This window comes from Micromonospora sp. NPDC020750 (genome assembly GCF_044334565.1).
Taxonomy (GTDB): Bacteria; Actinomycetota; Actinomycetes; order Mycobacteriales; family Micromonosporaceae; genus Micromonospora.
Window position 1 is genome coordinate 153,107 of sequence record NZ_JBIRTH010000004.1, and the last position, 14,445, is coordinate 167,551.

12 protein-coding genes are annotated in these 14,445 nt (G+C 73.5%); 7 read left to right on the top strand and 5 right to left on the bottom strand.

Annotated elements, in window-relative coordinates; translation table 11 throughout:
* Positions 1–12: 12 nt before the first annotated feature.
* Both ACH4T9_RS14590 and ACH4T9_RS14595 read right to left on the bottom strand, forming a co-directional pair.
* Positions 13–2,013, bottom strand: a complete 2,001-nt coding sequence (locus ACH4T9_RS14590) for a sensor histidine kinase (RefSeq protein WP_396672913.1) — start codon at positions 2,011–2,013, stop codon at positions 13–15.
* Positions 2,014–2,122: 109 nt separating this feature from the next.
* Positions 2,123–2,689: a hypothetical protein gene (locus ACH4T9_RS14595; RefSeq protein WP_396672912.1), complete on the bottom strand. Its 567-nt coding sequence runs from the start codon at positions 2,687–2,689 to the stop codon at positions 2,123–2,125.
* 84 nt (positions 2,690–2,773) lie between these two features.
* Between ACH4T9_RS14595 and ACH4T9_RS14600 the strand changes: the two genes are divergently transcribed.
* Complete coding sequence (locus ACH4T9_RS14600) at positions 2,774–3,376, top strand: CGNR zinc finger domain-containing protein (protein WP_396672911.1); 603 nt, start codon at positions 2,774–2,776, stop codon at positions 3,374–3,376.
* Positions 3,377–3,632: 256 nt separating this feature from the next.
* Here the strand turns inward: ACH4T9_RS14600 and ACH4T9_RS14605 are convergent, their stop codons facing one another.
* A complete protein-coding gene (locus tag ACH4T9_RS14605; RefSeq protein ID WP_396672910.1) occupies positions 3,633–4,802 on the bottom strand; it encodes a M20 family metallopeptidase in 1,170 nt (389 codons plus the stop codon).
* A 164-nt stretch (positions 4,803–4,966) separates the two neighbouring features.
* Positions 4,967–6,280 carry a PHB depolymerase family esterase gene (locus ACH4T9_RS14610; protein ID WP_396672909.1) on the bottom strand — a complete coding sequence of 438 codons (1,314 nt, stop codon included), beginning with the start codon at positions 6,278–6,280 and terminating at the stop codon, positions 4,967–4,969.
* A 326-nt stretch (positions 6,281–6,606) separates the two neighbouring features.
* On the opposite strand from ACH4T9_RS14610, the gene nhaA reads away from it, so the two are divergent.
* Positions 6,607–7,926, top strand: coding sequence for a Na+/H+ antiporter NhaA (nhaA, locus tag ACH4T9_RS14615; RefSeq protein ID WP_396672908.1), 1,320 nt, complete (start codon positions 6,607–6,609; stop codon positions 7,924–7,926).
* A gap of 60 nt (positions 7,927–7,986) precedes the next feature.
* On the opposite strand, the gene ACH4T9_RS14620 is transcribed toward nhaA, so the two are convergent.
* Positions 7,987–8,538 (bottom strand): STAS domain-containing protein, encoded by a 552-nt coding sequence (locus tag ACH4T9_RS14620; RefSeq protein WP_396672907.1) that lies wholly within the window; start codon positions 8,536–8,538, stop codon positions 7,987–7,989.
* 406 nt (positions 8,539–8,944) lie between these two features.
* Here ACH4T9_RS14620 and ACH4T9_RS14625 point away from each other — a divergent pair, with 406 nt between their 5' ends.
* From ACH4T9_RS14625 to ACH4T9_RS14645, 5 genes are all read left to right on the top strand, one after another.
* Complete coding sequence (locus ACH4T9_RS14625) at positions 8,945–10,486, top strand: ABC transporter substrate-binding protein (protein ID WP_396672906.1); 1,542 nt, start codon at positions 8,945–8,947, stop codon at positions 10,484–10,486.
* Positions 10,487–10,503: 17 nt separating this feature from the next.
* A complete protein-coding gene (locus tag ACH4T9_RS14630; protein ID WP_396672905.1) occupies positions 10,504–11,448 on the top strand; it encodes an ABC transporter permease in 945 nt (314 codons plus the stop codon).
* On the top strand, positions 11,445–12,338 hold the full coding sequence (locus tag ACH4T9_RS14635) for an ABC transporter permease (RefSeq protein ID WP_396672904.1): 894 nt from the start codon (positions 11,445–11,447) through the stop codon (positions 12,336–12,338). The genes ACH4T9_RS14630 and ACH4T9_RS14635 overlap by 4 nt, the downstream gene beginning before the upstream one ends.
* Before the next feature lie 68 nt (positions 12,339–12,406).
* Positions 12,407–13,390, top strand: a complete 984-nt coding sequence (locus tag ACH4T9_RS14640; protein WP_396673059.1) for an ABC transporter ATP-binding protein — start codon at positions 12,407–12,409, stop codon at positions 13,388–13,390.
* Positions 13,387–14,421, top strand: coding sequence for an ABC transporter ATP-binding protein (locus ACH4T9_RS14645; protein ID WP_396672903.1), 1,035 nt, complete (start codon positions 13,387–13,389; stop codon positions 14,419–14,421). Before ACH4T9_RS14640 ends, ACH4T9_RS14645 begins: the two co-directional genes overlap by 4 nt.
* Positions 14,422–14,445: the final 24 nt, after the last annotated feature.

Sequence of the window (14,445 nt, forward strand, 5' to 3'; positions counted from 1 at the left end):
CGCCGGGATGAATCAGCGGGCCACGAGCGCCGGGACGGGCAGCACGAGTTGGACGGTGGTGCCGGGGCGGGCGTGGGCGGGATCCGCCCGCGCGATGGTGAGCGCGGCCCCGATGCCCTCCGCGCGTTCCCGCATCGACGCGGTGCCGACGCCGGCGACCAGCGGGGCGGGGATGCCCACCCCCTCGTCCGTGACGCACACGACCAGGCTGTCCGGTGCCACGGAGACGTCGATGACGCACCGGTTCACACCGGCGTGCCGGCGCACGTTGCGCACGGCCTCGCCCACGATGCCGTACACCGCGATCGCCACGGTGTCGGGAAGCGCCACGTCGGGCGCCCGCACCAGCACCGTCAACCCGGCATCGGCGTAGCGTTCCCGCAGCCGGTACAGCGCCGGCCGTAGCCCGCCGCCCTCCAGCGGTGGCGGCACGAGGTCCCGGGCGATCTCCCGGACTCCCGCGGCCTGGCGGTCCATCTCGGCGACGAGCCGTCCGAGGAGGTCGTCGGCCGCCGCGATCTCGGACAGGTGGCGGTGCGGGCGCAGCATGTTGCGGCCCGCGGTGAGTGCGAGCCCGACTCCGCTGATCGCCGGCCCCAGGTCGTCGTGCAGGTCACGGCGTAGCTTGCGGCGCTCCTCGTCCCTGCTCTGCGCCAGCCGCACCCGGGAACGGTCCAGGTCGCGCTGGGCGAGGGCGAGCAGGGCGAGCGCGGTGACGACCGGCGCCAGGTCGTGCAGCAGCGCGGCGGTCCGCCCGTCGAGCCGCTCACCGGGGCGCGGCCAGGCCCACAGCTCTCCCACCGACCCGTTCCCGCCGTCCAGACACACCACCAGGGCCGGCCCGCGCGCCGACGGCCCTTCCCAGGCCGGGGCGCGGCGCGGCGGTACGGGCGGGACTCCCGTCAGGGTTATCGTGGCCGAGGCCAGCCGCAACGAGTCGGCGATGCCGTCCGCCACCGCGTCGAGCATCCGGGCGCTGGGCTCCGCCGCGCGCAGCCGGTCGGCGACCTGCCGGATCAGGCGTGGCCCGTCGTCGCCGTACACCAGCCGGTCCACCCTGCCTTGCACCCACGCGCGCGCGGGTTGGAACCCGGCGGTGAGCAGCACGGTCACCACGGCCTCGGGCACCGCCGAGGTCGCCGGCATGACCGTGCCGAGCAGCAGCACACCCACGACGTACGCGCCGATCACCAGCCCGGTCATCAACGCCCAGACCAGGGTCCGGCGGATGGTCAACTCCAGGCCCCACAGCCGTTGACGCAGCACCACGACCAGCACGGAGGCGGGGAAGAAAGCCTGGGCACCGAGCATGAGCAGCGGGGCGAACGGCACCGGGACGGCGACGTGGAAGGCGGGGTTCAGCGCGAGCGGCAGGAAGGCCGCCGCCAGCAGCAGGGTGCCGATGGCGAGCCAACCGAGGCCGTGCCGCTGCTGCCGCGGCAGGGTACGGCGGCGGGCCAGCACGCCGACGGCGGCGGCGACGCCGAGCACGACGAGCGCGGGCTCCACCCAGGGATCGACCGCCGCGCGGGCCGCGACGAGGGTGTCGTCGGTGAGCGGGATCGCGTGCAGGCCACCGGGCAGGGTGAGGGCGCACGCCTGCGCGACCACGATGAGGACGGCGCCGGCGCCGATGGCGACCCGGGTGCTCCGATCGAGCGGCCGTACCGGCAGGAGCCAGGGCAGCAACACCACGAGGGCGTAGAAGCCGGGCACCCAGGCCCAGTACGCGACGCCGGCGAGCTGCCCGGTCATCCACAGGTCGGGCCAGCGGTACACCACCATGCTCCAGCAGGCCGTCGCCGCCGACAGCGACCCGCCGACGCCCGCCGCGGCCATGATCCAGGAGGCCAGATGGGTACGGCGCAGCAGGGTCAGCCAGGCGACCACGCCGTAGACCGCGCCGACCACGAGGTCCACCAGCGTGTAGAGCATCCACGGGTGCCAGGGCGGTGCCGCCACACACCAGGCCACCACGGAGGCGGCGGTCAACCCGCTGGTACCGGTCAACACCGCCCACGCCACGATCCGGCCCCGGGGACCGGTCCCGGCGGCCGGACCAGCCCCTGCCGCGCCCGACACGATCGCCGGAACCACCTTGCCGTCCACCTGACCCGGCCGGTCAGGCCGGGCCGGCGAGCGTCTGGCAGACGTTGTCCTGCCTACCGACGGCGACCGCCATCCGGCGGGTTCCGGCGGCGTCGAACGTGATGACGTGCAGCCCGTCGAGCAGGTAGTAACCCTGCGGATAGTGGTCCCCGGCCCGGAAACCGAAGCCCGCGGGGCCGACGATGGTGTACCGCAGCCACCCGCCGTCCGGGCGGTAGTCGGCCGCGCCGGACCCGCCCGCGTCCCGGCGCGTCATCCGTCCCGTGGCGACGTCGACGAAATCGACCACGAGCGGACCGGCGAACTCCTCTCGCCTGACGGCCCCGTCGGGATACCGGTCGACCACCCGGACCCGGACGTCCTGTGAGACCACCTGGACCCGCAGCGGAAACGCGCAGTACCGGCCGGCCGGCGCGGTCCACTCCTCCTGCGTCCAGGGCCGCCAGGGCTCGGGCTGGCGTGACCGTTGGGCGGAACGTTCGGTGCCGGCTGCCATGGCGGGCGCGGGGATGGCCACCGCCACCGCGGCTAGCGCCAGCATGACCCGTAGGCCCGGGGATGCGACCTTGGACAGCAACATGCCTCACCTAACCATTCTCGTCGAGTTAACCGGTGTGTTGACAATGTCTGGTTAGTGGACGGCCGGTCAAGGCATACTGGTGTCGTGCATTGGACCGATGTCGACGGCCTCCGGATGCCAGTGCTGCTCGCCGGTCACCCGGGGCTGGAGCTCTGCAACACCTGGGCGGGTTGGGGCCATCCCCCCGGCCCGCAACGGGAATGGCTGCGCGGCTACGACCACCTCGCCACCTGGGCCGGGCACGCCTCGCTGCTCGACGTGCCCACCGTACGGCGGCTGCGCGCCGCCGCGCGTCGGGAGCCCGCCACGGCCGAGCGCGCCCTGGCCGCGGCGCGGTCCTTCCGCACCTCGCTGCGTACCCTCCTTCTCGACCCGGGCGACGCCGGGGCGTTCCGCGCCGTCGCGGCCCAGGCCCGGCGCGCCGCCGCCGCCGCACGTCTGACGGCGGGCGCCGACGGCGTCGCGTCCTGGACCCTCTCTCCGGACAACACCCTCGACCTGCCGCTGCTCGCGTGCGCCCGGTCCGCCGCGGACCTGCTCTGCACGCCGGCACGGGCTCACGTCCGCGCCTGCCCCGGGGCCGACTGCGGGTGGCTGTTCCTCGACCCCCGGGGCCGGCGGCGCTGGTGCAGCATGGCCGTCTGCGGCAACCGGGCCAAGGTCCGGGCGTACGCCGACCGCCACTGACGAACAGGCACCCCTGATCTGCGTGCCCCTGCGCTACCAGCAGGAGGACGTGGTCGGTGCCGGAGCGGCGGACGGCGAGTCCGGCTGCGAGGCGGCCCGCGGCCAGGGCCAGCCCGACCAACCCGGCGGCCGCCAGCACGGAGACCGTCCCGGTCAGCGCACCGATCAACCCACCGGCGCAGGCCGCCACGGCGACGGCCACCGACAGGAGGACACCAGCGGCGGCAAGTGGCCCGCCGCCGTGTTCAGAGACCCTTCAGCGGTCCTGTGGACCCCCGTTCTGGTTCCGGCGGATGTCCTCGATCAGTTCCGCCACCAGCGCCGCCCGCTCCGGCATGGCCGCGACGACGACGTGTTCGCCCTCGGAGTGCGCGCCGTCCCCGACGGCGCCGAGACCGTCGAGCGTGGGACAGCCCACGGCCGCGGTGAAGTTGCCGTCGGACCCGCCACCCACGTCGGCGCCCCGCAGCGGACCGAGGCCCAGCGCCGGCGCGAGGGCCACAGCCCGCGCGAACAGGGCCGCGGTGGAGGACGCCGGCAGCGGTGGCCGGCTCGCCCCACCGGCGAGTTCGACGAACACGTCGGGCAGGATGGGCTTGAGGGAGCGCAGTTCCCCGTCCACGCGCTCCGCCTCGCTCTCGACGGCGACCCGGACGTCGACCCCCAGCCAGGCGTGCGCGGGCACCACGTTGCCGGCGGTGCCGCCACCGGCCATGGTCGGCGTGACGATCGTGCCGAGGTCGGGCCGGGCGAGTTCCCCGACGTCGAGCAGCAGGCGACCCAGCACGGTCAGCGCGTTGCGGCCGAGCTCCGGGTCCAGCCCGGCATGGGCGGCGCGTCCGTGCACGTCGAAGCGGTACCGGCCGATCCCCTTGCGACTCGTCTTCACCGCTCCGTCGACGGACGGTTCGAGGATGAGAGCGGCGTCGCAGCGGTGGGCCGTCTCCTGCACGAGCTTCCGGCTGGTGGGAGAGCCGATCTCCTCGTCGCAGGTCAGCAGGATCTCCAGCCCGGCGCGATCCGGCAGCGTAGCCACGGCGTGGAAGAGCTGCACGATCCCGGCCTTCATGTCGAAGCAGCCGGGGCCTGTGGCGGTCCCGGCCGCGTCGTCGAGGGTGAACGGCCAGCGGTCCAGAGTGCCCAACGGCCAGACGGTGTCGTAGTGGCCGATCAGGGCGACGGTCGGCTGGCCCGATGCGGCGGGCCAGCGCCATCGCAGGTGGGTCCGTCCGTCGACCTCGACGGAATCCGCGGGCACGCCGATGATCTCCTCGGCGATACCGGACACCGTCTCCGCCCCGGCCTGGCAGGCCGACAGGTCGGTGGACGGCGTCTCGACCGAGACCAGACGGCCGAGTTGCCCCACCATCTCGGCCGTGCGGGTCCGTAGGTCGTGGAGCCGGTCAGTGGATACGCTCGTAGGCATCCATGGATCTTTGCCTGGATGAAGCGCGACGGCAATCATGTCCCGGAGCTGAGCCGGTAGCAGGACCCGACCTCACCGACGCCCAGTGGGCATCCCCGGAATCTGCGGGTGGGGTGGCGGTGGGCGTCGACGTCCCCGACGCCCACCGCTGCCCGCGCGGACGGTCAGGCGACGGCGCAGGCCGCCCCGTTGAGGGTGAACGAGGTCGGCTTCGCGGTGTTGCCGGTGTGGGTCGCCTGGAAGCCGATGTCGACCGAGGCGTTCGGCGCGATGGCGCCGTTGTAGGAGACGTTACGGGCGGTCACCGCCCCGCTGCCGGGGGAGTAGGACGCGTTCCAGCCGTTGGTGATGGTCTGTCCGCCGGGCAGGGTGAACGCCAGGGTCCAGCCGTTGACCGCGGCGCTGCCGGTGTTGGTGATGGTGACGGAGGCGGTCAGGCCGCTGTTCCACGCGTTGACCGCGTACCCGATCCGGCAGGCCCCGCCGGGCGGCGGCGTGGTCGGGGGCGGGGTGGTGGGCGGCGGCGTGGTCGGTGGGGCGGTGGTCGGCGGCGGGGTGGTGCTGTCGAGGCCGAAGAAGCGGATGGCCTGGGCGGCGTCCACGGGGAGGTTGTGCGACACGCCGCTCATGCTGATGGCCTCGACCGGCGCGGTGGGGCCGCTGCCGCCGTACCGGGTGCGGGTGTGGCCGGACTGCGGGGTGTCGGTGTACGTCGGGGTCTGGCTCAGCCCGTGCACGTTGGTCCACTGCTTGACCTCCTCCCCGAAGTTGGGGTAGCGCAGGACCTCGTCGTTCGTGCCGTGCCAGAGCTGCATCCGGGGCCGCTTGCCGGTGTACCCGGGGTAGGCGTTGCGGACCAGGTCGCCCCACGCCTGCGGCGTCCTGGTGAGCTGCCCGTTGGCGCACTCGCTGTTCCATTCCGAGCCGTTCGTGGTGGCGAAGCAGGCGAACGGAACACCGGCGAACGCCGCGCCGGCGGCGAACACGTCGGGGTAGAGGCCGAGCAGGACGTTGGTCATCATCGCCCCGGAGGAGACGCCGGTGGCGAAGATCCGGTTCGGGTCGACGGGGTAGCGCTGCCGGACGTAGTCGATCATCGACTTGATGCCCACCGGGTCGCTGCCACCGTCGCGGCGCAGCGCCTGGGGTGAGGCGACGTCGAAGCACTGGCTGCTCCGGGTCACGGACGGGTAGACCACGATGTAGCCGTACCGGTCGGCCAGGGCGGCGAACTGGGTGCCGGAGTACATGGCCGGGCCGGTGCCGGTGCAGTAGTGCACCGCGACCACCAGCGCCGGTCGGGGCGCGACGTTGTCCGGAACGTACAGGTACATGCGCAGGTTGCTCGGGTTGGTGCCGAAGCCGGTGACCTCGGTCAGAGCCGCGGCCGACGCGGGGGTGGGGACGGCCAGCGCCGTCAGCGCGGTCACCGCGGCGGCCGCCAGGGCGGCGCACAGCAATCTGATCTTCGCTCTCATGGACGGGTTCCTCCGGAGAATGCGAATGCGACAGGGTTGCCGATCGAGGCTGCCCGGCGCCCGATCATGTCCGGCTCAGGAACATCCATCAGTATGGATAGCCTGTGCCCGTCTGGCAACCTCGCGAACGGGGTAGCGGTGTCATCCGCACCCGTGCCCGATGTCCGCGCCCCTGCCCCCGGCGGGGCGGGCCGGTCGGCCGGCGCCGACGGGTGAGCCTTCCCCCGCTGCGGTCCGGCCCGCGTGCCGGCTAACGTTGGCATCCTGGTGTGCCGGGAAGTCTGGTCGGCGATGGATGACGCGACCCCTGCCGACGAGGAGATCCCGTGACCGACGCCCCCCGGCGCCGTACCAGCCTGTTCGCCCGACGCTCGTGGGGTGAGACCAGTCGCATCTCGGCCATCCTGCGCAAGGAGACCGTCGGCGGGGCGCTCCTGCTCGCCGGGGCCCTGCTGGCCCTGATCTGGTCGAATTCGCCCTGGTCCAACGGATACCAGGCGCTGCGGGACCTCCGGTTCGGCCCGGCGGCGCTGCACCTGGACCTCAGCCTCGCCACCTGGGCCGCCGACGGCCTGCTGGCGATCTTCTTCTTCGTCGCAGGGCTGGAGCTCAAGCGCGAGTTCGTCGCCGGTGACCTGCGCGACCCGCGCAGGGCCGCGGTGCCGGTGGCCGCCGCCGCAGGCGGGGTGCTCGTGCCGGCAGTCCTCTACTCCCTGATCGCCGACGCCGACGCGGTGAAGGGCTGGGCGATCCCGACCGCGACCGACATCGCCTTCGCGCTGGCCGTGCTCGCCGTGGTCGGGCGGTTCCTGCCCGCGGCGCTGCGCACGTTCCTGCTCACCCTCGCCGTGGTCGACGACCTGCTGGCCATCGTCATCATCGCCGTGTTCTACACCTCCGACCTGGCCGTCGGGCCACTGCTGGGCGCACTGGTCCCGCTGGCGGCCTTCGCCCTGCTGGTGCGGCGCCGGGTGCGCTCCTGGTGGCTGCTGCTGCCGTTGGCGGCGGCGACCTGGGCCCTGGTGCACGCCTCCGGGGTGCACGCCACCGTCGCCGGTGTGCTGCTGGCCTTCACCGTGCCGGTCCTCCGCAGCCGGGCCGCCGGCGGCCCGGACGCCGGTCCGGGCCTGGCCGAGCAATTCGAGCACCGGTTCCGTCCGCTCTCCGCCGGCGTCGCGGTGCCGGTCTTCGCGTTCCTGTCCGCCGGTGTCACCATCGGCGGCCTCGCCGGGCTGGCCACCGCCCTGACCGACCGGGCGGCGGTCGGCGTCGTGGTCGGCCTGGTGCTCGGCAAGCCGATCGGCATCGTGCTGGCCACCTGGCTGGTCTCCCGGTTCACCCGGGCCGACCTCGACGAGGGACTGAACTGGCTCGATGTTCTCGGCCTGGCGCTGCTGGGCGGGATCGGGTTCACCGTTTCGCTGCTGATCGGGGAGTTGGCCTTCGGGCTCGGCAGCGAGCGCGACGGCCACGTCAAGGTGGCGGTGCTCACCGGCTCCCTGGTCTCCGCCGTCCTGGCCACGGTGATCCTGCGCGGGCGCAGCCGGCTGTACCGGCAGGTGCACGAGGCCGAGAACGTCGACCTCGACCGCGACGGGGTGCCCGACGTCTACCAGCCGGAGCCCGGGCGGCCCGACGGCCGCTGAACCGGCCGGATCCACACCCGCCCGGTCCGGTGGTCACCCCGGCGCCGGGCGGGCCGGGGTTCACCGCCCGGGGGTACGAACGGGCCGGGGTCGGTCCAGCAGGGCCTCGCGCCGGGTGTCGAAGACCGGGAAGACGCCGTCCAGTCGCATCGTGTGCAGCACGGTGCGGACGAACCGGGACGGGGCGGCGAGGCACAGCACGACGCCCCGGTTCCTGGCCTGCTGGTGCGCGCGCACCAGCAGGCCCAGCCCGGCCGGGTCGATCTGCTCCACGCCGTGCAGGTCCACGACGGCCCGCCCGTCGAACTCGACCCTGTCGTCGAGCGCGGCGCGCAGGGCGCCCTCGTCCCGGCCCGTGACCTCGTCGCAGTCGTCGACGTGGTCCAGACCGAGGGCCGGGCCGGCCCAGCGGGGGCCGCCCTCCGGGCCGGCGATGCTGCACGGCGGGCAGCGGTGCGGGCCGACCGCGAAGGGTGAGCCGCTCCAGCCGTGCTCGGACACCAGTGTCCAGACGACCTCGGCGTCGGGCAGCACACAGGCGTGACCGGTGGTGGTGTCGCCGCAGTCGTCGCAGATCAGCGTCATCAGGCGATCGTCCGGTACGACGGTCATCCCGGATTCCTCTCGTTGTCCGCTGCCGCGGTCGGGCCCCGGAGGACGTCGGCCGGGCATCGGTGTGACACCGACCGACCCGGCCCGGACCCGTCGGTCACCGCCTGGCGGCGGCACGGGGCCGCCGCGGCGTCTGGGCAACCGCAACCCTGCTACGTGGTTTTGGAGGGGATCTCCCAGTCGTATGACAGTTGCGTGACAAAACCGAGGGCCGCCGGGATCGGCGGGGCTCGCGGCGGTGACGCCGCCGCAGGGGCTCCCGTCGCCCCCTGGTTTCCTCGCCTCAGGTTTCGCATTCGGGCCGGGGCGGGCATGGTGGTGGGAAGCCGTCGAAAGTGGACGGGACGGATCGCGGCGCTCGACGGCCGCGGGGCCCGCCCCGCTCACCAGGGGAGGGGACCGGTCCATGACCAGATCCAGGCTGGCCGGCGCGGCACTCGCGCTCGCGCTCACTGCGACAGCCGGGTGCAGCTCCGGCGAGAGCGTCGACGTCGGCGGCGCCGGTGACCCGGGCGGCGGGGGCGCCGGGGGGACGCTCGCCGCGGCCATCGGCGGGGAACCGGACCAGCTCGACCCGCACAGGACCTCGGCCTACTACAGCTTCCAGGTGCTGGAGAACGTCTACGACACCCTGGTCGAGCCGGGCGCGGACCTGCGCATGGGCCCGTCGCTGGCGACGGGGTGGACCACCAGCGACGACCAGCTCACCTGGACCTTCACCCTCCGCGAGGGGGTCAAGTTCTCCGACGGATCGCCGCTGACCTCGGAGGACGTCGCGTACTCGTACAACCGGATCATCTCCGAGAAGCTGAACCAGGCGTACAAGTTCGAGACCGTGAAGTCGGTGGCCGCGCCGGCCCCGACCACCGTGGTCGTCACGCTCACCAAGCCCACCCCGAACCTGCTGGCCAACCTCGGCGGCTTCAAGGGCGTCGCGATCGTCGAGAAGTCCAACGTGGAGTCCGGGGCGGTCAAGACCAAGCCGGTCGGCAGCGGGCCGTTCGCGGTGGCTGGTTACACCTCCGGCGACAGCGTCAAGCTGGTCCGTAACGACGCCTACTGGGGCGGCCGGCCCAAGCTCGACGGGGTCACCTTCACCTTCGTCAAGGACCCCACCGTGGCGCTGCAGAACCTGCGCGGCGGCGAGGTCCAGTGGACCGACAACCTCCCGCCCCAGCAGGTTGCGGCGCTGAAGGAGGAAGGCGGCGGCGTCGCCGTCGAGTCGAGGCCCTCCACCGACTACTGGTACCTGGCGCTCAACCAGGGCCGCAAGCCGTACGACGACGTGAACGTGCGCCGGGCGGTCGCCTTCGCCCTGGACCGCGAGGCGATCACCAAGGCGGCCAAGTTCGGTCTGGCGAAGCCGAACCAGACCGCCATCCCCGAGGGCAGCTCCTGGTACCACGAGTACGCGCCGTACCGGCACGACCCGGCCCAGGCCCGGCAGCTGCTCGGGCAGGCCGGCGTGCGCGGGCTGACCATGGACCTGATGGTGACCAACGAGTACCCGGAGACGGTTGCCGCCGCCCAGGTGATCGCCGCCCAGCTCAAGGACGTCGGGATCACCGTCAAGATCCGCACCCTCGACTTCGCCCAGTGGCTCGACGAGCAGGGCAGGAGCAACTTCGACGCGTTCATGCTGGGCTGGCTCGGCAACATCGACCCGGACGAGTTCTACTACGCCCAGCACCGCACCGGCGCGACGTTCAACTTCCACAGGTACAGCAACCCGGCCGTCGACAAGCTCCTCGACGCCGGCCGGACCCAGACCGACCCGGCGGCCCGCAAGCGGACGTACGACCAGGCCGCGAAGCAGATCGTCGACGACGCCAGCTACCTCTACCTGTACAACCCCGAGGTGGTGCAGGGCTGGTCGAAGCAGGTGACCGGGTATCAGGTCCGCTCCGACCGGGCCGTCCGGTTCCGCGACGTCGGCCTCGACCGGTGAGCTGACGGGAGCCTCGCGTGGCACGCTTCGTCCTCCGCCGGCTGCTCCAGTCGGTCGTCGTCCTGCTGGGGGTGACGCTCGTCGTCTTCCTCCTGCTCCAACTGGTGCCGGGCGATCCCGTCCGGGTCGCCCTCGGCACCCGCTTCGACCAGCAGACCTACGACGCGCTGCGGGAGCGGTCCGGGCTCGACCGGCCGCTCGTCGCGCAGTACGTCAGCTACGTCGGCCACGCGCTGACCGGCGATCTCGGGGTCAGCTTCCGCAGCGGCCAGCCCGTCACCACCATCGTGCTGGAGCGGCTGCCGGCCACGCTGTCCCTGGCGGTGACCGCCGTGCTGCTCGCCCTGCTGGTCGCCTTCCCGCTGGGGGTGCTCTCCGCCGTGCGCAGCGGCTCGGCCCTCGACCACGCCGCCCGGGTGTTCAGCCAGTTCGGGGTGTCGGTGCCCGACTTCTGGATGGGCATCATGGGCATCCTGCTCTTCGCCGGGGTGCTCGGCTGGCTGCCGCCGTCGGGGTACGTGGCGCTGACCGAGGACCCGGCGGGGTGGGCGTCCCACGTGCTCCTTCCGGCCGCGGCGGTCGGGCTGGTCACCGCCTCGATCCTCACCCGGTTCATCCGCTCCTCGGTGCTGGAGGTGCTCTCCGAGGACTACGTGCGCACCGCCGAGGCCAAGGGGCTGCGTTCCCGGGTCGTGGTCGTCCGGCACGTGCTGCGCAACGCGCTGATCCCCGTGGTCACCGTGGTGGCGGTGCAGTTTGCCAGCCTGATCGGCGGGGTGATCGTGATCGAGGTGCTGTTCGCCTGGCCGGGCGTCGGGCGGCTCACCTACGACGCCGTCCAGGCCCGTGACTACCCGGTGCTCCAGGGCGCGGTGCTGTTCGTTGCCGCCCTGTTCCTGCTGATGAACCTGCTGGTGGACGTCCTCTACGCCCGCCTCGACCCGCGGATCGGCGTCCGGTGAGCGGCCGGGGGAGCGGCCCGGGGGACGGCACGCTGCGCCGGGCGCTGTCCGCGCTGCGGCACGACCCACCGGCCGTCGTCGGCACCGTCGTCCTGCTCCTGCTGCTCGTGGTCGGGGTGGCCGGCCGGTGGCTGGCGCCGGACGGGGTCAACGACGTCGACGTCGACGGGATGCTCCGCCCGCCCAGCCTCGACCACCCGTTCGGCACCGACGAGCTGGGCCGGGACGTGCTCAGCCGGGTGCTCGTGGCCGCCCGCGTGTCGTTGCAGGTGGGCCTGGTCAGCGTCGGCATCGCGCTGCTGGTCGGGGTCACCGTCGGGCTGCTCGCCGGCTGGTACCGGGGCTGGGTGGACAACGTCCTGATGCGCGGCATGGACGTGCTGTTCGCGTTCCCGGTGCTGCTGCTCGCCGTCGCGATCGTCGCCGTGCTGGGGCCGGGCCTGCTCACCGCGATGGTCGCCATCGGGGTGGTCTACACCCCGATCTTCGCCCGGGTCACCCGCGCGGGCGTGCTCTCGGTGCGGGAGCAGGTCTTCGTCCGGGCGGCCGTGTCGATCGGGGCGTCGGACGCCCGGATCCTCCGCCGCCACGTGCTGCCCAACATCGCCGCGCCGCTGATCGTGCAGACGTCGCTGTCCCTGGCCTTCGCCATCCTGTCCGAGGCGGCCCTGTCCTTCCTCGGCCTCGGCATCCAGCCGCCGGACCCGGCGTGGGGCCGGATGCTCTACGACGGACGCGGGTTCGTCACCGAGGCGTGGTGGCTCGGCGTCTTCCCCGGCGCCGCCATCTTCCTCACCGTGCTCGCCTTCAACCTGGTCGGCGACGCGCTGCGGGACGTGCTGGACCCGCGTCAGCTCACCGTCGGCGAGGCGAGAAGGAGCGGGGCATGAGCGAACGCACGGGCACCCCGGCACAGTCCGGCCGTGATCCCGGGGCGGCCCACCGCGACCCCGGCGCCGTGACCGACGCCGAGCCGGTGCTGGCCATCGAGGACCTGACGGTGACGCTCGGCACCCGCCGGGGCCCGGCGCGGGCGGTCGCCGGTGTGAGCTGGTCGGTGCGGGCCGGGCAGACTCTCGCCCTGGTCGGCGAGTCCGGCAGCGGCAAGAGCATGACCGTGCTGGCCGCCACCGGGCTGGCCCCCCGCACGGCCCGGGTCACCGGCCGGGTCCGGCTGCTCGGAGGGGAGTTGACCGCGTTGCCCGAGCCGCGCCGCCGCCGGCTGCGCGGCCGGCAGGTCGGCTTCGTCTTCCAGGACCCGATGACCTCGCTCAACCCGGTGCTGACCGTGGGCAGGCAGGTCTCCGAGGCCTGCGAGGAGCACCTGGGCATGACCCGCCGCCAGGCCCGGGAGCGGGCCGTGGAACTGCTCGACATGGTCGGCATCCCGTCGCCGCGGCAGCGCGTGGACGCGTACCCGCACCAGTTCTCCGGCGGGATGCGGCAACGGGTCGTCATCGCGATGGCCCTGGCCTGCGAGCCGGCCCTGCTCATCGCCGACGAGCCGACCACCGCGCTGGACGTCACCACCCAGGCGCAGATCGTCGAGCTCGTCACCGACCTGCGCCACCGGCTCGGCACCGCCGTCGTCTGGATCACCCACGACCTCGGCGTGGTCGCCGGGGTCGCCGACACCGTCGCCGTCATGTACGGGGGGCGGATCGTCGAGCAGGGGCCGGTCGACGCCGTGTTCGACGCGCCGTCGCACCCGTACACCCGGGCGCTGCTGGCGGCCCGGCCCGGCCCTGGCCTTCGGGACGGGGACCTGCCGGCGATCCAGGGGTCGCCGCCGAGCCCTCTCGAGCTGCCCGCCGGCTGCGCCTTCTGGCCCCGCTGCCCGGTTCGCGGCGACGCCCGCTGCGAGCACGAGCTGCCGCCCCTGGTCCCGGTCGCCCCCGGTCACCGGGTGCGCACCTTCTACCCGCTCTCGGAGGACGCATGACCGCCGACACCGCCCGGGGCGTACCCCTTCCCGCCGCCGGTCCGGGCGAGCCCGTCGCCGAGCTCGACAAGCTCAGGGTGTGGTTCCCCGCGCCCGGTGGCACCGCCGTCCGCGCCGTCGACGGGGTGTCGCTGCACATCCGGCGGGGCGAGACGCTCGGGCTGGTCGGCGAGTCGGGCAGCGGCAAGTCGACCGCCGGCCTGGCGCTGCTGCGCCTGGTCGACGCGACCTGCGGGTCGGTCCGGGTCGGTGGCCGGGACGTGACGTGGTGGTCCCGCCGCCAGTTGCGTGGCCTGCGCCGCCGGGTGGCCATGGTGTTCCAGGACCCGCAGGCGTCGCTGGACCCACGGCTCACGATCGGCGCGAGCATCGCCGAGCCCTTGGTGGTGCACCGGCTCGTCGACTCCGCGGACGCCCGCCGCCGGCGGGTCGCGGAGCTGCTGGAGATGGTCGGCCTGCGCGCCGACCTCGCCGGCCGGCATCCCCACGAGCTCTCCGGCGGGCAGCGCCAGCGGGTCGGCATCGCCCGGGCGTTGGCCGGGGAACCCGACCTGATCGTCCTCGACGAGCCGATCGCCTCGCTCGACCTGAGCGTGCAGGCGCAGATCATGAACCTGTTGCGCGGGCTGCAGCGCGACCTCGGGCTGACCTACCTGTTCATCGCGCACGACCTGGCCGCCGTCGAGCACATGAGCGACCGGGTCGCCGTGATGTACCTGGGCCGGATCGTGGAGACCGGCACGCCGGCGCAGCTGTACGGGGAGCCCGCCCACCCGTACACCGCCGCGCTGCTGTCGGCCATCCCCGTGGCCGACCCGAAGGTGGAGCGGCACCGCCGGCGGATCATCCTCAGCGGCGACATCCCGAGCCCGGTCGACCCGCCGAGCGGCTGCCGGTTCCGGACCCGGTGCCCGCAGGCCCGCCCCGACTGCGCCGAGACCGACCCGGCGCTGGTCGAGGTCGCCGCCGGGCACGAGGCCGCCTGCCTGTACGCGGGGGAGGCCGTCCGCGCGATGCGGGCCGACCCATGACATTGATAAGTGCAACGGTCTGGA

Bases quoted from the DNA above. Each gene is read 5' to 3' on its own strand.
- ACH4T9_RS14595 (WP_396672912.1), bottom strand. From the start codon at position 2,689: ATGTTGCTGTCCAAGGTCGCATCCCCGGGCCTACGGGTCATGCTGGCG.
- ACH4T9_RS14605 (WP_396672910.1), bottom strand. From the start codon at position 4,802: ATGCCTACGAGCGTATCCACTGACCGGCTCCACGACCTACGGACCCGC.
- ACH4T9_RS14610 (WP_396672909.1), bottom strand. From the start codon at position 6,280: ATGAGAGCGAAGATCAGATTGCTGTGCGCCGCCCTGGCGGCCGCCGCG.
- ACH4T9_RS14620 (WP_396672907.1), bottom strand. From the start codon at position 8,538: ATGACCGTCGTACCGGACGATCGCCTGATGACGCTGATCTGCGACGAC.
- ACH4T9_RS14625 (WP_396672906.1), top strand. From the start codon at position 8,945: ATGACCAGATCCAGGCTGGCCGGCGCGGCACTCGCGCTCGCGCTCACT.
- ACH4T9_RS14645 (WP_396672903.1), top strand. From the start codon at position 13,387: ATGACCGCCGACACCGCCCGGGGCGTACCCCTTCCCGCCGCCGGTCCG.